Below are 16,980 nucleotides of genomic sequence, written 5' to 3'. Positions count from 1 at the left end.
CCCCACGGTGGGCCCGCTCGACACCAGCCATGTGATCAGCAACATCCGTACGAAGGTCGACGGCGACACCGCCAAGCTGTACTGCTACGCGATGGCCCAGCACTTCCCGGCCGGGGAGAGCCCCGATCCGGAACGGACCAGGCACGCCCTGATGATGAACCGCTACGACGCGGACCTGGTGCGCGACGGGGACGCGTGGCGCATCAGCCGTCTCATCATCGACAGCGCGTGGTTCTCCGGCGACCCGTCCGTCCTGCTCCCGAACGACTGAGCGCGGCTCCCCCGAGACAGGCCGGAGCGGGGGGGGCGACGACCGGGGCGCGGTGGGCGCAGAGAACCCAGGGGGCCGGGAGGAGACGGAGACAGCATCCGTGTCTCCGTCAATCCGACTCCAACCGGCCGGATATCCTCAGCGCCGCCCGAGGAGTTCGGCGATGCGTATGAATCCGTCAGCGCCGTGGCCTCGTCCGATTGCTCGGCGGGCCAGACCCTCGGCCGCGCGCATCACGCCCGCATCGATGCCGTGGGCCTCGGAGGCCTGGACGATATGGGCCATGGACGACGCGGCCGAGACAAGCGCGTTGCCCTCTCCCGAAAACGCTCCGCTGTCCATTTCCTCGGCGGTCCCTTCGAAGATCGGCGGAAGTATCGCGCCGATGCCCTTGGCGAACGGGGCCAACTGCCGTGCGGTGATCCCTTCCGCTCGCGCCACCGCCAAGGCGTGGGCGTAACCCGACATGGCGGTCCAGAAGATGTCGAGCAGCGCGATGTCGTATGCCGCCGCCCGGCCGATCTCCTCCCCCAGGTGGGTCTGGGTGCCGCCCAGCGCCTCCAGGACGGGTTGCTGCTCGCGGTAGAGACCCTCCGGGCCGCTGTAGATGAGCACCGCGGACGGGGTGCCGATGGTCGTGGTCGGCGTCATGATCGCACCGTCCAGGTAGCGAACCCTGTGCTCAGCGGCCCATGACGCCGTGTCCCGGGCTCGGACCGGCGTGTCTGCGGTCAGGTTGACCACGGTGCGCCCCCTGAGCGCGTCCCTGACTGCCCCGCGCCGCAGAATGGTGTCCGCGGCGTCGTAGTTCACCACACAGACCACGGTCAACTCGCTTGCGGCAACGGCTTCCTCCGCCGACTGAAAGCTTGCCGCGCCCCGCGCGACCAACTCCCGGTCCAGGCCCTGCGTCCGGTTCCAGACCGAGGTTCGCAAGCCGGCATCCAGGAATGCGCCCGCCAGGGATCGGCCCATCGGCCCCAACCCGAGGACGGTGACGGCAGAATGTTCGGGGTTCAGGGATTCGGGGTGTAGGGACATGATCCAACTCCGTTGCGGTATTGAGCATATGAATGAACGAATGGGGTGGAGATGACGCGTAGCCGTGCGCAGGACCCGAATGTCTGCGGGGTGACAGCCGCGATCGCCGTGATCGACGGGAAGTGGAAAACGGCCCTGCTCTGGCTGCTTGAATCCGGTCCGCGCCGTCCGGGCGAGCTGCGCCGGCTGCTGCCGGGCCTCAGTGAGAAGGTGCTGACTCAGGCGCTGCGCGATATGGAGACCGACGGACTGGTGCACCGGGAGGTGTACGACACACTTCCGCTGATGACCACGTACTCCTTGACCACGTTCGGTCAGGAACTCTCCGAAGCGTTGGCCCCTCTCTCCGACTGGGGCCACCGGCGTCTGGAGAAACTCACCGACGCCCGGTCGACCTCCTGACGAATCGCACAGTCACCCCGTATCACCCGGACCGGGCGGCCCTTACCGCCCTTGATCAGCATCGGCCAGTTGCTGACCGCCGCCAAGTACCCACAAAAAAGTGGCTACTACGCGGAGTTCGGAGCCTCTGAAGTCAGGAGAGTTGGAGTCGGGGGCGCCCGAGCCCGCGGGAAGGAAGGCGGCCCGGTAGAGCGCGCAGCGTGCCGCGCGGACTCACATCCGGGATCTCAGCACGTCGACCTCACAGCCCGGGGCGGACGGGTCGAAGCCGTGCTCGACCAGCCAGCGAACCCCCAGCAGGCTTCGTACCGACCACCACGCGCGGATCACGTCGACATCGACGTCGGTGCCATAACCGGCGACGACGTCGCCCAGGTGCTCCTCGTGTCCGAGCGTCACGGTGGCGATGTCGAAAAGGGCGTCGCCGCGGCCCGCCTCGGACCAGTCGATGATGCCCGTGACCTCGTCGCCGTCGACAAAGACGTGATCAAGCTGCAGATCGCCGTGCGTGAACACCGGAGTCCACGGCCGGAGGACGGCCTCGGCGACCTGGCGGTTGCGGGTGACCAGGTCGGCGGGCAGCACGCCGTTCCGCACGAGCGACTCGCACTCTCCGTCGAGTTCCGCGACCAACTCGTCGGGACCCCGGCGGCGCCGGCCGGCCCACGGCGGCAAGGGCGCCTCGTGCAGCTTCCGGATGGCTGCGCCCGCCGCGGCCCACGCCGCCGGGGACGCGGTCGACGGCTCGCCGAGGCGACCGAGTGCCGTCCCCGGGACCGCGGCGATCGCGAGCACGGGCGGCTTGCGCCAAAGGACCTTCGGGGTCGGGACCGGCGCAAGGGCCATCGCCTCGACCTCGACGTCGATACGCGCCTGATCGGCGTCCACCTTCAGGAACACATCACCGACGCGCAGGGTCGCGCGCTCGGAATGGGCGACGACAACTCTGACCTCATCCATGGGCGACCAGTATCCCGGGGGTGATCGTCTGTGTCGCCGGGTTATCCCGTGCGACGGCGGCTGAGGCCACCTCACCCGCCCCGGAGCATCTCGGCTTCGTCTTGTGGGGGTGCGGGACGACCACCCTCTACCCCTGGAAACGCCGTTCTCGAACGGGCCCATTCTTCAGCACCCCGGCGGCCGTCAGACGCGCCGTGCGAGGATCCCCCGATGCCCTTACCTCCGGACGTCATCCCGCCCGCATCCGCCGAGATCGAGGCGCTGCTCACAGCCTCCGCCGGCGCGCGGGTCATCATCGAGAGCATCGAGCCGCTGCACCATCCCTGGGTGCTGCGCGCCCACCTGGCCAAGGCGAACGGACTCCCCGACACGGTCATCGTGAAATCCCTGCGTCCCGAGGGATACGGACTCCGCTCGGCCGAGGAACTGATGCGGTGCGAGCACGCCGCGCTCGCCTTCATCGCCGACGACCTCGGCCTCGGCCTCGTACCACGGCTGCACGCCGCCTCACCGGACTCCCGCCTGCTCGTGCTGGAGGACCTGTACCCGCGCACCGAACTGGCCCAGCTCCTGCGCCGCGACGGCCACACCCCGGCCCTGGACGCCGAACTGACCGCCTTCGCGTCATCGATGGGTGAGCTGGCCGCCGCGTCCGCCGGCCGCGCCGCACTGTTCAACTCCCGCCGCACGGCACTGGGCACCACCACCGACCGGCTCGGCGACTGGGAGCACGCCTACACCGGTCTCTGGCAAAACGGGCTGGCCCAGGCCGCCGCCTTCGGCGTCCCGCTGTCCGCCGCCGCGGAGCGCGATCTTCAAGCGGCCGTGGCCGAACTGGCAGATCCCGGCCCGTTCCTGGCCCTGACCAACGGCGACACCGAATCACACAACTTCCTCACCGGGCCCGGCGGCGGCCGGCTGATCGACTTCGAGGGCGCGGGCTTCCGCCACGCACTCACCGCCGCGGCCGGCTTCGCGGTCCCCGGCCCGGACTGGCTGCGTGTATCGGGGCCGAGCCAGATCGAGGCGTTCCGCCGAGCTCTGTCTCGTACGGTCCCCGAGGCCGAGGACGACCACCGGTTCGGGTACGGGCTGGCCTCGGCCTCCATGGTCTGGGTGATGATGCGCACGGAACGGCTCACCACGCTGGACGCGCGCAGTCACGGCGACGACTCCCGCACCCAGCTGGTGGCGCTCCTCGAATCCGGAGCCCGCACCGCCGAGACCAACCGGGTACTCCCCCACCTGGCGGCCTGGGCCAGGTCCACGGCCACCGTGCTCCGACACCGCTGGCCAGACACCGACTCCGACACCACCGCCCTTGCCCCCTACACATGGCGGGCACGGTAGGACGAACGCGAGGAGGCGGTGCCTGTCCCCACCGGAGACGCATCACGGTGGGCCCCGGCCGCTCGGCATGGCCGGGTCAACGGGGAAGTCATCGGAAGGGGGCGATCGCGCCGGGCCGCGGAATTCCACCGAGGGGCACGCCGGGTCAGTGAGGCTCTTGACCCTCACGTGACGTCAGGCTGCATAGTCGCAGCCGTGGAGGATCACTGGACCGTGGGACGCGTGGCCGAGCTGGCCGGCGTGAGCGTCCGCACGCTGCATCACTACGACGCGATCAGCCTCGTCCGGCCGTCGGCGCGGACCGTGGCCGGGTACCGGGCCTATTCCGCGGGCGACGTGGAGCGGCTGCGGGAGGTACTGGCCTACCGGCGGCTCGGTTTCGGGCTGCGGGAGGTCGCGGAACTCGTCGGCGACCCGTCCGCCGACGCGGTCGCGCACCTGCGCCGGCTGCGCGGCCTGCTCCTGGAGCGGCGTGACCGCGCCGACGCCATGGCGGCGGCCATCGACAGGGAACTTGAGGCACGGGCGAGGGGACTGAAGGTGACACCAGAGGAGCAACTGGAGATGCTCGGTGCCCGCCTGTACGACTCGATCGGCGGTGCCTACACCACGACACAGCGTACCGAGCCGCGGATCGCCGCACAGATCTGGGACGCGCTCGGAGACGCGCGGACGGTGCTGAACGTCGGGGCCGGCACCGGCTCCTACGAGCCCGCTGACCGCGACGTGACCGCGGTGGAACCATCGGCGGTCATGCGGGCACAGCGCCCCGCCGGCTCGGCGCCGTGCGTGGCCGCCGCCGCGGAGAGCCTGCCTTTCGAGGACCGCTCCTTCGACGTGGCGATGGCCGTCTCCACCGTTCACCACTGGGAGGACCCGGCAGCGGGACTGCGCGAGATGCGGCGCGTGGCCCGCCGCGTCGTGGTGCTCACGTTCGACACCGACGAGCCCGGATGGCAGGACCGGTTCTGGCTCACCCGCGACTACCTGCCCGAATTCGCCGGCGTCCTCGCCGGATTCCCCTCGCTCGCCGGGATGGCGGACACGATCGGCGCCCGTGCCGAGCCGGTACCCATCCCGTGGGACTGCGCCGACGGCCTGTTCGAGGCGTACTGGCGCCGGCCGGGTGCCTACCTGGAGGAGCACGTACGCCGTGCGATGTCGGTGTGGACGCGGGTCGGGCCCGAGGCCGAACGGCGGGCGGTACGAGGCCTCAGCGACGACCTCGAATCCGGCCGATGGGCCGAACGCAACAGCGACCTCACCGATCTCGACACGGCAGATCTCGGCCTCCGTCTGCTCATCGCCTGAACCCCGTCGCCGCGCCGGTGCCGTGCCAGCTCCCGGACGGACCGCGCGGCCGGGGCGGCCCGGCCATTCGGTAGGGGCCACGTCGGCCGGATACGGGCCGTCAGGGGGGATGTCACTCCTGGGGAACGCGAGGGGGCTGCGCTCCGGCGGTGCGGTGGTCCGCTGTGCCGCCGCCTCCGTGATGCCCAGGCCGGCTGCGCTGCACGCTCTTCAGGCCGCGCACGGCCGGGATCGCCAGGAGCAGGCCGCAGGCGACGAGCGCCATGGACGTGGACACGTACAGCAGCGGCACGGCCCCGGCGACGGCCGCGAGCGGCCCGGCCACCGCCTGCCCGACCGGCTTCATCACCAGAGAGCCTGCCGCGTCGTACGCGTGTACTCGGCCGAGGACGTCCTGCGGGATGTGGGTCTGCACGCTCGTGTGGAACATGACGATCCAGAACGCCATGCCCACTCCACTCACCGCGTAGCACCCGGCGATGAGCGGTGCGGAAAAGCCGAGCGCGACACTCAACGGCATGGGCGCCCAGAGAATCATGGAGAGGGCGCCGGCGCGGAGTGGATAGCGCGGGCGGAGCCTGATCGCGAGGAGCCCGCCCAGCACGCTTCCCGCGCCGAGGGATGACATGACCATGCCGAACACCGACGCCCCGTGGTCGGTGACGAGCGAGCTGTTGCCGAGCGTCATGGCGGGGCCGGCACCGGCAAGCTGCCAGAGCATGAAGACGACGATGACGCTCCACAGCCAGGTCCTGGCCCGGAACTCCTGCCATCCCTCTACGAGATCGGCCCGGAACGACGACTTGCCCTTCCGTTCGGCCGGGCCCATCGGGACCGAGCGGAGCAGGAGCAGGCAGAGGCCGCTGGCCGCGTAGGTCAGAGCGTCAACGGCGACCACCGCCGCCGGCGAGGAGATCACCAGCAGGAGGCCGGCCAGAGACGGTCCGATGACGACGGTGACGGACTCCGAGATACGGAGCGTGGCGTTGGCCTTCTGCACATCCTGGGCTATGAGCGGGGTGATGCTGGCGACTCCGGGCTGGAAGAGCGCGCCGCCCGCCCCGATCAGGGCCAGCAGTACCAGAATCTGCCACAACTGCGGCGTACCCGACAGGAACAGCAGCGCGAGCGCTCCCTGAGAGCAGAGGCGGGCCGCGTCCGAGACGACCATCAGCCGCCGGGCGCCCAAGCGGTCGGACATCACCCCGCCGAAGATGATCAGCGCGGCGAACGGCGCCACGAGAGCGGCGAGGGCGTAGCCCACCCCACTGGCCCCGTACCCCGCGTGGAGCACGGCGGCGGTGATCGCGACGGGGAGCATGGCGTCGCCCAGCAAAGACGTGGTGCGGGCGGTGAAGAACAACCCGAAATCCGCTGTCCACAACGGCGGACCGGACGAGGTGTCCTTCACCCGCAGGCCATCACGCGCCATGTCCGAGCCAGCCACCGCTCACCGTCCCCCGTACGCCGTTGGTTCCGACCAAGGCGACGCTCTCACGCCTTGGCCGTCCCCGGTCAACGGGATTTCTGGTCGGTGACGTCCACCGTGCAACCGGGTCGGGTCGTCCGCCACGGTCCGCTCTTCTGTTCCGAGCGGGCTTCGGAACGGTCCGGCCGGTGGGACTCGGTTCGGTCCCCAACTGCCTCCGGAACCGTGTGAGGTGCGACCAGTCAAGGCAGTGCGCATGCCCCGGACCAGATGCCCGGGGCCTGCGTCACCGCTCGCGTCGGACCGGCGTCAGCTCAGGCTCCCGGCCCGGCGGCGGCGCACGATGAGGAGCGTGCCCGCGCCCGTGACCACCGCCGCGGCAGCCGCGCCCGTGATCGCCGGTGTCGCGGAGGAGCCTGTCGCTGCCAGGTTGCCGCCGTTCTCCGTTCTCCCGTCGTCGCCGGGCGACGACGACCCGCCGGCCGAGCCGTCCGAACCGTCCGAGCCGTTGGTCGAGCCGGTCGGCCCTCCAGCCGTGACGTCCAGCGTGATGTCGGCCTTGTCGTTGGCCTTGTTGGGGTCGAACGGCCGCGCCTCGGCGCTCAGCGCCACCGAGCCCTTGGCGCCCGGCACCTTCTTGTCGATCTTCAGCTCGAAGGTGTAGGTCTCCTGGCCGCCCTCGTTGACCGACCGCTGACTGGTGCCGCAGGCGTACGCGTCACCCTCCGCCTCGCAGAACCCGTGGGGCTTGACGACCGATGTTCCGGCGGGCGGCGTGACCAGGACCTGCACGAGCCGGCCCCCCTCCTTGGTCATTACCCAGGCGGGCCCGGCGTTGGTGAACTTCACCTTCATCGTCACCTTGTCACCGACGCTCCCCTTCAACGCGGCGCCCGTCACCTGGTAGTCGGCCGTGTTGTCGGAGGTGACGGGCACATCGACAAACGGCGCGGAGCCCTCGCCTCCGGCCTGCCCCTCGACCAGTTCCACCGCCGGTGCGGTTCCCGCCACCGGCGGAGTGCCGTTCTCGTCCGCCCCTGGATCGAAATCCCCGACACGTACGCGCAACTCGTCGTTGAGTGCGCGGTCCAGCGCCTTGACGCGGAGGGGCTTCTCGGGCGTGTAGACCACGCCCGGCTCCGCCGCCTGGTCGAACGCGCACACCGCGATCCACCTCTCGGGCATCTCGTCGTAGGACGGGACCTGCTGTGTCCGGCAGTTGGAGGGAACCTCCGCGAAGTCGAGTCCCCGGGTGACGGAGTAGGAGACCCACACCTTCTCGGCAGCCCCTGTGCCCTGGTTCGCCACCGTGACCGGCAGATCGAAGTTGCTCCCCGGCTTCACACCGTCGATCGGCTCGATACCTCCAACGACCAAATCGGGTGCGGCTTCGTCACCGAAGGCGGCCGGAGCCGCGCCCAGCGCGAGCAGACCGGCGTCGCCGAAGGCGGCGACCGCGGAGCGTATGTTCATCGGAGAGCTGTCGCGCCGCACCGGCGTCAGCCCCAGAGGGCTGCGGTACTACGAGGAGCACGGGCTGCTGCGGCCGCGGCGGCGGGCCAGCGGCTACCGCGAGTTCGCCGATTCCGATGTGGCGGTGGTGCGCCGGATCCGGGTCCTGCTGACGGCGGGGCTGAACACCGATCTGATCCGGGGGGTGCTGCCGTGCATGGCCGACAAGGGCGCGATACTGGCCCCGACCTGCGACGAAATGACCCAGGGCCTACGGGGAGAACGCGAGCGCATGAGCCGCTCCATCGAACAGCTCCAGTCCGCCCACGCCATGCTCGACTCGATCATCCACGCGGGCGAATCGGCCGCCGTCCGGGCCGGGTGTGACACATAGAACCGCGGCCGCGGCCACAGAAACACCGGGCCTCGACGCGCTCCGCGCACAGCGGCGGCGCGAGGAGCCGTGTGACGGGTGCTTGAGCCGGTCGTCCCTCGTCGAGGCAGAGGCAGAAGGGGTGACCGGCGGGGTCGAGGAGCACCCGGACGTTCTCCTGTGGCTGGTCCTCGGCCATCCTGGCGCCCAGAGCGACGGCCTCGGCGACCGCCGAGTCCAGATCGCCGAGTCCAGATCGCCGACCTGGAAGTCGAAGTGCATCATCGGGCGCTGTTCGCCGTCGACCGGTGGCCAGACCGGAGCCCGGTAGCCTTCGGCCTGCTGGAATACGAAGAACGGCCCTTGCGGTGAGGCGGCGACGACGGCGGTGCCGGGTTCCTCGTGTCCGATGTGCCAGCCGAGGAGTTCCGCGTAGAACCTCGCCAGGCCGCTGGGGTCCGGCGCCTCGATCGCCGTTCCCCACCACATACCGTCAGTTCGAGATTTCATTCCGGCAGCATGCCTTACGGTCCCATGCCTGTCGCGGGTGAGGTGCGATCAGGCAACGGTGACTTCGTCGGGCTCTACTCCATGACCGGCAAGTTGTCCCCTGGCCGAGCGAGCGTGCCGGCTCAACGACCGGAGTACGGCAGAAGCGCCATCTCCCGGGCGTTCTTGATCGCGGCGGCGATCTGTCGCTGCTGCCGGGCTGTGACCCGGGTGACCCGGCGGCTGCGGATTTTCCCCCGGTCGGAGATGAACTTCCGCAGCAGGTCGGTGTTCTTGTAGTCGATATACGTGATCCCGGCCGCATACAGGGGATTTGGGCGGGTTGTCAGCGGCTTGCCGGAGTTCTGACGCGTGGTCATGAGTGTTCCTCTCGGATGATCGATCGGTGGAGGTGGGTTCTCGGTCCGGGTGTTCAGGAGACGGTGTCGAGGAGCGCGTCGAATGCGGGCGGCAGCCGCTGCCATGCCTCGCGGCCCGAGGCGTACTCGGCATCGGTCAGCAGGCAGGATTCGAGAAGGCGCTCCAGCCCTGCCCGGTCGAGCCCCGGGGAGGTGAAGACGAGATGCTGGCAGCGGTCACCGTGTTCGGGGTGCCAGTCCAGTGCGGCGGAAGCCCGGCGTAGCGGCGGCACCATCTCCCAGGCCGCATCGGGCAGGGAGGCCAACCAAGGGCCCGAGCTTTCCACGCACAGGGCACCGCCGGCCGCGCCCCAGGCCAGCAGGGTGTCGGGGTGGTCGGCGAGCCAGAACCGGCCGCGGCTGCGTGCGGCCGCACAGCACAGGTCTTCCAGCGCCTGATAAAGCCGCTCGGGGTGGAAGGGGCGGCGACGGCGCCAGACGAGGGTGCTGACTCCCGCTTCGTCCGCCTCCTGGGGGAACACGGCGCACGCCGGGTGTTGGGCGGCGGCCGCTGTTTCCACGTCGAAACCGGCGAAGGCCAGTTGGGCGAGTTCGTCTGAGTCGGCGGGCACTTGGCGTGCGGTGGGGTGGAGCTGGGCGAGGAGTGCGCGGTCCTCGTCGTCCGCTTCTTCGCTGTTGACGAGGGCGAGCACGGGCGCGTACTCCAACTGCCGGGCCCAGGTGTCACCGACTGTTCGCTGGTCGGTGGTGGCGGCGGCCAGGCCGACCTCGGCCAGGTCGTCCCCGTTGGCCAGGTAGGGCAGCACGAGAACGGAGTCCACGGCGGTGATGACGTTGGTGAGGTCGAGGACGCCGTCTCCATGGGTGACGACGACCTCGGCCATCGCCTTGGGTTCGACGGAATCCCAGAGCTCGACGATCGCGAGTGAGGTCGGACCGCCGCCGGCCAGTCGCTCAAGCTCGGGGACCAGGTCTTCGCGCAGCGCGCAGCAGGCGCAGTCATTGACGAGGGAGGTTTCGCCGCAGGACAGCTCGCCCGATGCATCCCGGACGCCGCGACGCACCGTGCCGCGGGATGCCGTGGCGAGATCGTGGTGAAGGGCGACGCTACCGGGTACGGCGTGCAGGAGGCGGTCGACGACGTGTTTGCGGGCGTCGGAGTGGAGCCCGCCGACGAGGACGACGGGCAGCTTGTGCGTGTCCGTCATCACCGCACCTCGCGGCGGGCGTAGCGGCGTTCGAATCGCTCAACGCGCCCTGCGGTGTCCAGGACGCGGGCGGTGCCGGTGTAGAAGGGATGGCTCACGGAGGAGATCTCGACGTCGACAACGGGGTAGGTGTTGCCGTCCTCCCACTCGACCGTCTTGTCGCTGGTGGCGGTCGACCGGGTGAGGAAGGCGAAGTCGGCCGCCTTGTCGCGGAATACGACGGGGCCGTAGGCGGGGTGGATTCCGGGCTTCATGACGATGTCCTTCACTGCCGGTTCGGGTGTCAGCGCTCTTCGCGGAAGTCGACGTGCCGGCGTGCGACCGGGTCGTACTTGCGCAGCACCATGCGGTCGGGATCGTTGCGGCGGTTCTTGCGGGTGACGTAGGTGAAGCCGGTCCCCGCGGTGGAGCGCAGCTTGATGACCGGGCGAAGTTCGTTGCGAGCCATGGCGCTAGTATATGGAAATGGTTTCCATTGCCAATAGGTACTCGATCGGAGAGCAGGTAACTTCCATGTCCGCCCACTGCCAGCTGACCGGCGCCAAGCCGGGCTTCGGCAACGCCATTTCGCACTCACACCGGCGCACCTCTCGCCGCTTCGACCCGAACATCCAGCGCAAGCGGTACTGGCTGCCGAGCGAGGGCCGGTACGTCCGCCTGACCCTCAGCGCCAAGGGGATCAAGACGATCGACGTGATCGGCGTCGAAGCCGCTGTGGCCCGCATCAGGGCGCGAGGAGTGAAGGTCTGATGGCGAAGAAAAGCAAGATCGCTCAGAACGAGAAGCGCAAGGCTACCGTCGAGCGGTATGCGCTCAGGCGGGCCGAGTTGAAGGAGATCCTGCGGAACCCGACCTCCACGGAAGCGGAACGGCGTGCGGCCGTCGACGAGTTGCGGCGTCAGCCCCGCGACGCGAGCGCGACCCGGGTGCGCAACCGTGACAGCGTGGATGGCCGGCCGCGCGGGCATCTGCGGAAGTTCGGACTCTCCCGTGTCCGGATGCGGGCACAGGCACACGCCGGTCATCTGCCCGGAGTGACCAAGTCGTCCTGGTGACCGGCGTCCGCCGACGGTGATACCTCGGCCCGCATCGACGAACGGTGTGGGCCGAGGTGTTGTGCCGGGCCTGCCGGACGATCGGCGTGGGCAGGGTGCCGCCCGTTGCCTGGCCTGCGGCGGGGATGCCTTCCCACCCCGAAGCTGTGGAACAACGCCTCGCGGGTCGTGGCCACCCTCCCCGCGCCGGGGCGCTCCGGCGCGGGGATGACCAAGGCGCTGCCCGCCGGACGTCAGGCGCGCGGTGGCGGTGCTCACGCGGTGGAGCGTACGGAGCACCTGCTCCGTACCTCAGGGTTCTCTTCTCGCGTTCAGCGGCGCGCTGTGCGGCGCCGTGTGCGTATATGCGCCGAATATATGGTGAGGCGGGATGCGGGCAATCCGATAGGAAGTCAGGCATGAGCGGCATGAGCGGCAGAAGAACCATCGCTGTCCTGGGAGCCACCGGCAATCAGGGAGGCGGCCTGGTCCGTGCCGTCCTCGACGACCCGGCGGCGCCCTTCGCCGTACGAGCGATCACGCGCAACGCGGGTTCCGGCCGGGCGCGGGAGCTGGCCGCCAGGGGAGCCACGATCGTGGAGGCGGATCTGGGCGACCCGGCGAGCCTGCGGCCCGCCTTCGTCGACGCCCATGGCGCCTACGTGGTGACCAACTTCTTCGAGTCCATGTCGGCGGACGTGGAGAAGGCCCAGGCCCGGGCGGCGGCCGGCGCCGTGAAGGATGCCGGCGTTTCGCATGTCATCTGGTCGACGCTGGAGGATACCCGTACCGCACTGGCGGGTTCCGGCGTGCCCGAACTGCAGGGCACTTACACGGTCCCTCACTTCGACGCCAAGGACGACGCCAACGCCTACTTCCGAGAACTGGGGGTGCCCACGACGTTCCTGCGGACCACCTTCTTCTGGGAGGCCTTCACACAAGGTCTCGGCCCGCGGCGCGGTGAGGACGGCACTCTGGCCCTCACCCTCCCCCTCGGGGAGCGGAGGCTTTCGGGTATCGCGTCCGAGGACATCGGCCGCACCGCGTACGGCATCTTCAAGCGAGGCGTGGAGCTGGTCGGCGAGACCGTCAGCATCGCCGGCGAGCACCTCACGGGGCAGCAGTACGCGGCTGCCTTCGCCAGGGCACTGACCGAACCCGTGGAGTACCGCCCGATGACCGTCGAACAGTTCCGGGCACTGAGACAGCCCACCAGCGACGAATTCGCCAACATGTTCCGCTACTACCACGACGCGGAGGCGGAATTCACCGGCGACAGAGAGCTGAGCAAGGTACGCGACCTCAACCCGCGACTGCAGTCCTTCGACCAGTGGCTGGGACTCCACCTGGGCTCCTTCACCGGCTTGTGAACTGCCCTCGGCGCTCCGCCGCAGGTCAGGACGCTCCCGCAGACAGTCGCGTAGCACCGATATCGCCGAAGGCGTAGCGCATCTCCCCCGAGGTGTTATCGTCGATACCGTGGACACGAGAACACGGATTCTGAGAGCGACGGCGGACCTGCTGTCGAACGCCGCCGGCGCCGATGTCTCCACCCGTGCGGTATGTGAGGCGGCCGAAGTAGGGGCGCCCATGCTCTACCGGCACTTCGGCGACAAGGAAGGGCTGCTGTCCGCCGTGGTGGACTACGGCTTCGAGCAGTACCTGGAGTCGAAGCGGCGCGCCCGGCCGTCCGAGGACCCCGTGCAGGACATCCGCGACGGCTGGGACAACCACGTCCGGTTCGCCACGGAGAACCCCAACTTCTACCGCCTGATGTACTCACCCGCTCTGTCGGCTCCACCCGAGGCAGCGGCCGAGGCGCACCGGCTGCTGCTCGGAATTCTGGAGCGCTGCGCGGAAGCGGGACGTCTGCGGGTGTCCCCCGAGACAGCCGCGCGCATGGTGATGTCGGCGAACACCGGTGTGGCGCTCTCGATCATCTCCCGGCCCGCCCTGTACAAGGACGGCTCCGTCTCCACACGGGTGCGGGACGCCGTGGTCGACGCGGTCGTGGTGGCGGAGTCCGCGGGCGCGCTGTCCCGGACTGTCACGGGGAACGACGCCGTCGCGGCGACCGCCGCCACTCTGGCCGCCCAGCTGCGCGGCGCACCTCCGGACCGGATGACACCCGCCGAAGCGGCGTTGCTCCAGCAGTGGCTGACGCGGCTGGCGGACACCGGTCCGCACCGCCGGGACCCGCCAGGTGTCTGACCACACTCACAGCCGCCCCCGACCGGCGAAAGCCCTGGAGTCCCACGCCGGGTGAAAGCGCGGCCTGGAACGTACGTCCACCGATACAACCCACTCCCCCACAGCCAGGAAGCAAGGAGTTCCCATGCGTGCTGCGATCGCCACTGCCCCCAACACCCCGCTCAGCGTGACCCGGAGAGAGATACCGGCTCCCGGCCCAGGTGAGGTTCTGATCCGAGTGATCGCGTGCGGGGTGTGCTACTCGGACCTCAAACTGGTGCACGGGGACTACCCGTTCGCCCGATTCCCGGTCGTCCCCGGACACGAGATCACCGGTACCGTCGAAGCCGTCGGAGACGGCGTCAGCTGGCCGGTGCCCGGCACCGCGGTCGGTGGGCAGTTCCTGTACGACTCCTGCGGCCACTGTGACCACTGCGTCAGCGGCAACCAGATCCTGTGTGCCGAGAAGGTCATCACCGGTGTCGTGAAGGACGGCGGATACGCGGAGTACGCCATCCTCAAAGCCGCCTTCGTCACACCGCTGCCGGCGGGTCTCGACCCCGTGTCGGCCGCACCGCTGATGTGTGCCGGCATCACCGCGTTCAACGGCCTGCGGCAGGGCGGCGCGAAGGCCGGATCGCGCGTCGCCGTGATCGGCGCCGGCGGTATCGGCGCTCTCGCCATCCAGTACGCCGCCGCCATCGGCGCCAGGGTCGCGGTGATCGGCCGCTCACGCCGTAGCGAGGAGCAGGCGAAGGAACTCGGTGCCGAACTGTTCATATCCAGCGCCGAGACCGATCCCGCGGAAGCGCTCAAGGCCTGGGAAGGCGGAGCGAACCTGATCCTGAACGCGGCGCCGTCGACCACGGCCGCAGCCGCGGCTTTCGGTGGTCTGGCTCCGGACGGCACCCTCGTGCTGGGCGGTTACAGCCCCGAGCCGATCACCCTGCCCACCATGCCGATGGTGCTGAACCGTCTGCGTGTCATGGGATCCCCGTCCGGCTCACCGCACGACCTCCGTGACACCCTCGCCTTCTCCGCGCACCACAACATCCGCCCCGAGGTCACCCGGATCACCCTCGACGAGGCACCGACCGCACTCGAAGCGGTGGGCACCGGGGCCACACAGGGCCGGCCGGTCATCGTCTTCGACTGACCGCCGGACGGCGGGCGGCCCCCGCCGAGCCGACGGCGCCGCAGGCCGTTGTCCCTTCCCCGCCGCAGGTCCGAGAGCTCCACGAGTCCCCCTCGCCGCTCGGCTCGTAACCACGCCGGGCAGCGTCGGAAACCCCCATCAACCGAGGTTCACATGACCACGCAAAGCCACTGGGTCGCTGGTTTCCGCTCAGCAGTCGTCAGCCCGTACGAAAAGCTCCAGTTCTCCTCCGTCCGCTCGTTCCGCGATCAGACTCTTCGTCAGTTCCTGCGTCTGCCGGGCGGGGGCGGGGCGGTGCGCGTACGCCTGAGCAACACGTTCGGCAGAGAACCCCTGCGGATCGGCGCGGCCGGCCTTGCCCGGCGGTCCGGACAGCACGGCGTCGACCTCGCGAGCAGCGTCCCGCTCACCTTCGACGGGCGCTTCGAGGTCACCCTCGCGCCCGGCGAGCAACTCGCCAGCGACCCCGTAGCCGACGAGTTCAGCGCGGGCACACAGCTCGCCGTAAGTGTTTGGTTCCCCTACGACACCGGGCCGGCGACCCACTCCGTCCTTGCCCTGGAGACGGGATACGCGCTTCCCGGGAACGCCACCGGGGCCGCGGACCTGACCGGGGCCGAAGCGCTGGATGTCTCGCGGTACTTCCTTTCCGGCGTCGACGTACTGGTCCCCGGGGACCTGCCGATCGCAGTGGCTTTCGGCGACTCCTGGATGGAGGGCACCGGCACCACGCCCGGCGCCGACAACCGCTTCCCCGATCAGCTCAACCGGCGACTGAGGCATGGCTGGGTCGTCAATCAGGGCATCTCCGGCAACCGCCTGCTCACCGACGAGATCGGCGAACACGCCCTGTCCCGTGTGAAGCGGGACGTCCTCGACGTGCCCGGCGCCACCCACGTCCTGCTGAACCTCGGCCTCAACGACCTGGTCCTGCCGGGCGTGCTGGACTCCCAGTTCCCCAACACCAGGAATCCACGGCCCACCGCGCGAGAACTCATCGGCGGATACACCGAGTTGGGCGGACGCCTGCGCGCCGCCGGGCTCACCGTCATCGCCCATACCATCGGCCCGTACGCCGGTGCGGTCGACGAGCGTCACGACACCGCGGAACTCCGTGCGACCCGCCACGAGGTCAACGACTGGATACGGGCGACGGACGTCTTCGACGCGGTGACGGACGTGGCGGCAGCGGTCTCCGACCCCGCCGACCGAGAGCGGATCCTCCCGGCCTTCGACAGTGGAGACCACCTCCACCTCAATGACAGGGGCGTCGCTGCGATGGCCGATGCCGTAGACCTGGCGCGTCTGCGGTTGTAGCGCGCCGCCGTCACGGTCAGGAAGGCGAGTATCAGGCGGTGCGGACGACCACTTTCAAAACACGCCCTAGATGATGGTGCAAGTGCGGCCGTTGTAGTTCGCCGTCCGGTCGTTGCCGGCGGCGTCGGCGAAGTGGTAGACGCCGTTGACGCGGGAGATCGCGATGTCCCTGTACCGGCCGTCGTACTTGTCGACCGTTCCATCGCCGTCCGTGTCCCTGAGCCGAGTGCCCGCGGCGGCCCATGTGCCCTTCCCCACCACGCCGTCGGCGGAAGTGGGGCCCATGTACTGGCTCTGCCAGGCGTGGGTGGCGAGCGTGGTGTTGTGGCCGAAGTAGCCGTCGATCTGGTCTCTGTGGCCGGTGGAGGAATCGGCCCAGAAGACGATCTTCTGCCACAGGCACGTGACATTGGAGTTCCGGTTGTAGCCCCCGAACTCGGCGACGATGCCCTCGTCGGTCCAGTCGTCCCGGAAGGTGCCGGCTCCCTCCATGAATTGGTTCCCGTTGTAGGAGTTGGCTGCCGAGGCGGGGGCGGCCGCGGCGACGCTGATGCCAAGAGCGAGAACCATGGCGGTCAGGGGAGTCGCGGCCCGGCGCAGGCCAGTACGGATCCTGG

General features: G+C 69.6%; 22 protein-coding genes and 1 pseudogene. 12 read left to right on the top strand and 11 right to left on the bottom strand.

Annotated features, from left to right (window positions below; genetic code table 11):
* Nucleotides 1-7: 7 nt before the first annotated feature.
* The gene (locus IEY79_RS04745) at nucleotides 8-271 is read left to right on the top strand and encodes a nuclear transport factor 2 family protein (RefSeq protein WP_189105982.1); all 264 of its coding nucleotides are present in this window, start codon (nucleotides 8-10) and stop codon (nucleotides 269-271) included.
* Between the two features lie 138 nt (nucleotides 272-409).
* On the opposite strand, the gene IEY79_RS04740 is transcribed toward IEY79_RS04745, so the two are convergent.
* Nucleotides 410-1,312: an NAD(P)-dependent oxidoreductase gene (locus IEY79_RS04740; RefSeq protein ID WP_189105981.1), complete on the bottom strand. Its 903-nt coding sequence runs from the start codon at nucleotides 1,310-1,312 to the stop codon at nucleotides 410-412.
* 51 nt (nucleotides 1,313-1,363) lie between these two features.
* Between IEY79_RS04740 and IEY79_RS04735 the strand changes: the two genes are divergently transcribed.
* Nucleotides 1,364-1,714, top strand: a complete 351-nt coding sequence (locus IEY79_RS04735; protein WP_189105980.1) for a winged helix-turn-helix transcriptional regulator — start codon at nucleotides 1,364-1,366, stop codon at nucleotides 1,712-1,714.
* 213 nt (nucleotides 1,715-1,927) lie between these two features.
* Here IEY79_RS04735 and IEY79_RS04730 read toward each other — a convergent pair whose 3' ends face one another.
* On the bottom strand, nucleotides 1,928-2,674 hold the full coding sequence (locus IEY79_RS04730; RefSeq protein WP_189105979.1) for a phosphotransferase family protein: 747 nt from the start codon (nucleotides 2,672-2,674) through the stop codon (nucleotides 1,928-1,930).
* Between the two features lie 210 nt (nucleotides 2,675-2,884).
* On the opposite strand from IEY79_RS04730, the gene IEY79_RS04725 reads away from it, so the two are divergent.
* On the top strand, nucleotides 2,885-4,024 hold the full coding sequence (locus IEY79_RS04725; RefSeq protein WP_189105978.1) for a hypothetical protein: 1,140 nt from the start codon (nucleotides 2,885-2,887) through the stop codon (nucleotides 4,022-4,024).
* A gap of 213 nt (nucleotides 4,025-4,237) precedes the next feature.
* A complete protein-coding gene (locus tag IEY79_RS04720) occupies nucleotides 4,238-5,335 on the top strand; it encodes a MerR family transcriptional regulator (protein WP_189106057.1) in 1,098 nt (365 codons plus the stop codon).
* A 112-nt stretch (nucleotides 5,336-5,447) separates the two neighbouring features.
* Here IEY79_RS04720 and IEY79_RS04715 read toward each other — a convergent pair whose 3' ends face one another.
* The gene (locus IEY79_RS04715) at nucleotides 5,448-6,767 is read right to left on the bottom strand and encodes an MFS transporter (RefSeq protein ID WP_189105977.1); all 1,320 of its coding nucleotides are present in this window, start codon (nucleotides 6,765-6,767) and stop codon (nucleotides 5,448-5,450) included.
* A 306-nt stretch (nucleotides 6,768-7,073) separates the two neighbouring features.
* Entirely contained in the window at nucleotides 7,074-8,237 is a 1,164-nt protein-coding gene (locus IEY79_RS04710) for an LAETG motif-containing sortase-dependent surface protein (RefSeq protein ID WP_189105976.1), read from the bottom strand.
* On the opposite strand from IEY79_RS04710, the gene IEY79_RS04705 reads away from it, so the two are divergent.
* On the top strand, nucleotides 8,230-8,610 hold the full coding sequence (locus tag IEY79_RS04705) for a MerR family transcriptional regulator (RefSeq protein ID WP_189105975.1): 381 nt from the start codon (nucleotides 8,230-8,232) through the stop codon (nucleotides 8,608-8,610). The two genes, IEY79_RS04710 and IEY79_RS04705, sit on opposite strands and share 8 nt — an antisense overlap.
* Here the strand turns inward: IEY79_RS04705 and IEY79_RS37960 are convergent.
* Entirely contained in the window at nucleotides 8,561-8,788 is a 228-nt protein-coding gene (locus IEY79_RS37960; RefSeq protein ID WP_268240576.1) for a hypothetical protein, read from the bottom strand. The two genes, IEY79_RS04705 and IEY79_RS37960, sit on opposite strands and share 50 nt — an antisense overlap.
* Here IEY79_RS37960 and IEY79_RS37955 point away from each other — a divergent pair.
* A complete protein-coding gene (locus IEY79_RS37955) occupies nucleotides 8,693-8,920 on the top strand; it encodes a hypothetical protein (RefSeq protein WP_268240578.1) in 228 nt (75 codons plus the stop codon). The genes IEY79_RS37960 and IEY79_RS37955 overlap by 96 nt on opposite strands.
* Here IEY79_RS37955 and IEY79_RS37950 read toward each other — a convergent pair.
* From IEY79_RS37950 to rpmG, 5 genes and pseudogenes are all read right to left on the bottom strand, one after another.
* Nucleotides 8,911-9,078: pseudogene (locus IEY79_RS37950) on the bottom strand (VOC family protein); the annotation flags it as partial. The gene IEY79_RS37955 and the pseudogene IEY79_RS37950 overlap by 10 nt on opposite strands.
* 143 nt (nucleotides 9,079-9,221) lie before the next feature.
* Nucleotides 9,222-9,458, bottom strand: a complete 237-nt coding sequence (gene rpsR / locus IEY79_RS04695; RefSeq protein WP_189105974.1) for a 30S ribosomal protein S18 — start codon at nucleotides 9,456-9,458, stop codon at nucleotides 9,222-9,224.
* Nucleotides 9,459-9,511: 53 nt separating this feature from the next.
* Nucleotides 9,512-10,666, bottom strand: coding sequence for a CobW family GTP-binding protein (locus tag IEY79_RS04690; protein ID WP_189105973.1), 1,155 nt, complete (start codon nucleotides 10,664-10,666; stop codon nucleotides 9,512-9,514).
* Nucleotides 10,666-10,920, bottom strand: coding sequence for a type B 50S ribosomal protein L31 (locus IEY79_RS04685; protein WP_189105972.1), 255 nt, complete (start codon nucleotides 10,918-10,920; stop codon nucleotides 10,666-10,668). Before IEY79_RS04685 ends, IEY79_RS04690 begins: the two co-directional genes overlap by 1 nt.
* A 29-nt stretch (nucleotides 10,921-10,949) precedes the next feature.
* A complete protein-coding gene (gene rpmG, locus IEY79_RS04680; protein WP_189105971.1) occupies nucleotides 10,950-11,114 on the bottom strand; it encodes a 50S ribosomal protein L33 in 165 nt (54 codons plus the stop codon).
* 65 nt (nucleotides 11,115-11,179) lie between these two features.
* Here rpmG and rpmB point away from each other — a divergent pair, with 65 nt between their 5' ends.
* From rpmB to IEY79_RS04650, 6 genes are all read left to right on the top strand, one after another.
* Entirely contained in the window at nucleotides 11,180-11,416 is a 237-nt protein-coding gene (gene rpmB / locus IEY79_RS04675) for a 50S ribosomal protein L28 (protein WP_189105970.1), read from the top strand.
* Nucleotides 11,416-11,721 (top strand): 30S ribosomal protein S14, encoded by a 306-nt coding sequence (gene rpsN, locus IEY79_RS04670; RefSeq protein WP_189105969.1) that lies wholly within the window; start codon nucleotides 11,416-11,418, stop codon nucleotides 11,719-11,721. The genes rpmB and rpsN overlap by 1 nt, the downstream gene beginning before the upstream one ends.
* Nucleotides 11,722-12,119: 398 nt before the next feature.
* Nucleotides 12,120-13,070: an NmrA/HSCARG family protein gene (locus IEY79_RS04665; RefSeq protein WP_229700623.1), complete on the top strand. Its 951-nt coding sequence runs from the start codon at nucleotides 12,120-12,122 to the stop codon at nucleotides 13,068-13,070.
* Between the two features lie 109 nt (nucleotides 13,071-13,179).
* On the top strand, nucleotides 13,180-13,911 hold the full coding sequence (locus IEY79_RS04660) for a TetR/AcrR family transcriptional regulator (RefSeq protein ID WP_189105968.1): 732 nt from the start codon (nucleotides 13,180-13,182) through the stop codon (nucleotides 13,909-13,911).
* Between the two features lie 124 nt (nucleotides 13,912-14,035).
* The gene (locus IEY79_RS04655) at nucleotides 14,036-15,046 is read left to right on the top strand and encodes an alcohol dehydrogenase catalytic domain-containing protein (protein ID WP_189105967.1); all 1,011 of its coding nucleotides are present in this window, start codon (nucleotides 14,036-14,038) and stop codon (nucleotides 15,044-15,046) included.
* 153 nt (nucleotides 15,047-15,199) lie between these two features.
* Nucleotides 15,200-16,363 carry a GDSL-type esterase/lipase family protein gene (locus tag IEY79_RS04650; protein WP_189105966.1) on the top strand — a complete coding sequence of 388 codons (1,164 nt, stop codon included), beginning with the start codon at nucleotides 15,200-15,202 and terminating at the stop codon, nucleotides 16,361-16,363.
* A gap of 66 nt (nucleotides 16,364-16,429) precedes the next feature.
* Here the strand turns inward: IEY79_RS04650 and IEY79_RS04645 are convergent, their stop codons facing one another.
* Nucleotides 16,430-16,933 carry a peptidoglycan-binding domain-containing protein gene (locus IEY79_RS04645; protein WP_189105965.1) on the bottom strand — a complete coding sequence of 168 codons (504 nt, stop codon included), beginning with the start codon at nucleotides 16,931-16,933 and terminating at the stop codon, nucleotides 16,430-16,432.
* Nucleotides 16,934-16,980 lie beyond the last annotated feature (47 nt).

Origin of the sequence: Streptomyces camponoticapitis, from assembly GCF_014646115.1 — a bacterium.
Lineage (GTDB): Bacteria > Actinomycetota > Actinomycetes > Streptomycetales > Streptomycetaceae > Streptomyces > Streptomyces camponoticapitis.
This window is presented reverse-complemented; position numbering and strand designations above follow the sequence as displayed.

Bases quoted from the DNA above. Each gene is read 5' to 3' on its own strand.
- IEY79_RS04740 (WP_189105981.1), bottom strand. From the start codon at position 1,312: ATGTCCCTACACCCCGAATCCCTGAACCCCGAACATTCTGCCGTCACC.
- IEY79_RS04735 (WP_189105980.1), top strand. From the start codon at position 1,364: ATGACGCGTAGCCGTGCGCAGGACCCGAATGTCTGCGGGGTGACAGCC.
- IEY79_RS04730 (WP_189105979.1), bottom strand. From the start codon at position 2,674: ATGGATGAGGTCAGAGTTGTCGTCGCCCATTCCGAGCGCGCGACCCTG.
- IEY79_RS04725 (WP_189105978.1), top strand. From the start codon at position 2,885: ATGCCCTTACCTCCGGACGTCATCCCGCCCGCATCCGCCGAGATCGAG.
- IEY79_RS04715 (WP_189105977.1), bottom strand. From the start codon at position 6,767: ATGGCGCGTGATGGCCTGCGGGTGAAGGACACCTCGTCCGGTCCGCCG.
- IEY79_RS04705 (WP_189105975.1), top strand. From the start codon at position 8,230: ATGTTCATCGGAGAGCTGTCGCGCCGCACCGGCGTCAGCCCCAGAGGG.
- IEY79_RS04710 (WP_189105976.1), bottom strand. From the start codon at position 8,237: ATGAACATACGCTCCGCGGTCGCCGCCTTCGGCGACGCCGGTCTGCTC.
- IEY79_RS37960 (WP_268240576.1), bottom strand. From the start codon at position 8,788: ATGGCCGAGGACCAGCCACAGGAGAACGTCCGGGTGCTCCTCGACCCC.
- rpsR (WP_189105974.1), bottom strand. From the start codon at position 9,458: ATGACCACGCGTCAGAACTCCGGCAAGCCGCTGACAACCCGCCCAAAT.
- IEY79_RS04690 (WP_189105973.1), bottom strand. From the start codon at position 10,666: ATGACGGACACGCACAAGCTGCCCGTCGTCCTCGTCGGCGGGCTCCAC.
- IEY79_RS04685 (WP_189105972.1), bottom strand. From the start codon at position 10,920: ATGAAGCCCGGAATCCACCCCGCCTACGGCCCCGTCGTATTCCGCGAC.
- rpmG (WP_189105971.1), bottom strand. From the start codon at position 11,114: ATGGCTCGCAACGAACTTCGCCCGGTCATCAAGCTGCGCTCCACCGCG.
- rpmB (WP_189105970.1), top strand. From the start codon at position 11,180: ATGTCCGCCCACTGCCAGCTGACCGGCGCCAAGCCGGGCTTCGGCAAC.
- rpsN (WP_189105969.1), top strand. From the start codon at position 11,416: ATGGCGAAGAAAAGCAAGATCGCTCAGAACGAGAAGCGCAAGGCTACC.
- IEY79_RS04665 (WP_229700623.1), top strand. From the start codon at position 12,120: ATGAGCGGCATGAGCGGCAGAAGAACCATCGCTGTCCTGGGAGCCACC.
- IEY79_RS04655 (WP_189105967.1), top strand. From the start codon at position 14,036: ATGCGTGCTGCGATCGCCACTGCCCCCAACACCCCGCTCAGCGTGACC.
- IEY79_RS04650 (WP_189105966.1), top strand. From the start codon at position 15,200: ATGACCACGCAAAGCCACTGGGTCGCTGGTTTCCGCTCAGCAGTCGTC.
- IEY79_RS04645 (WP_189105965.1), bottom strand. From the start codon at position 16,933: ATGGTTCTCGCTCTTGGCATCAGCGTCGCCGCGGCCGCCCCCGCCTCG.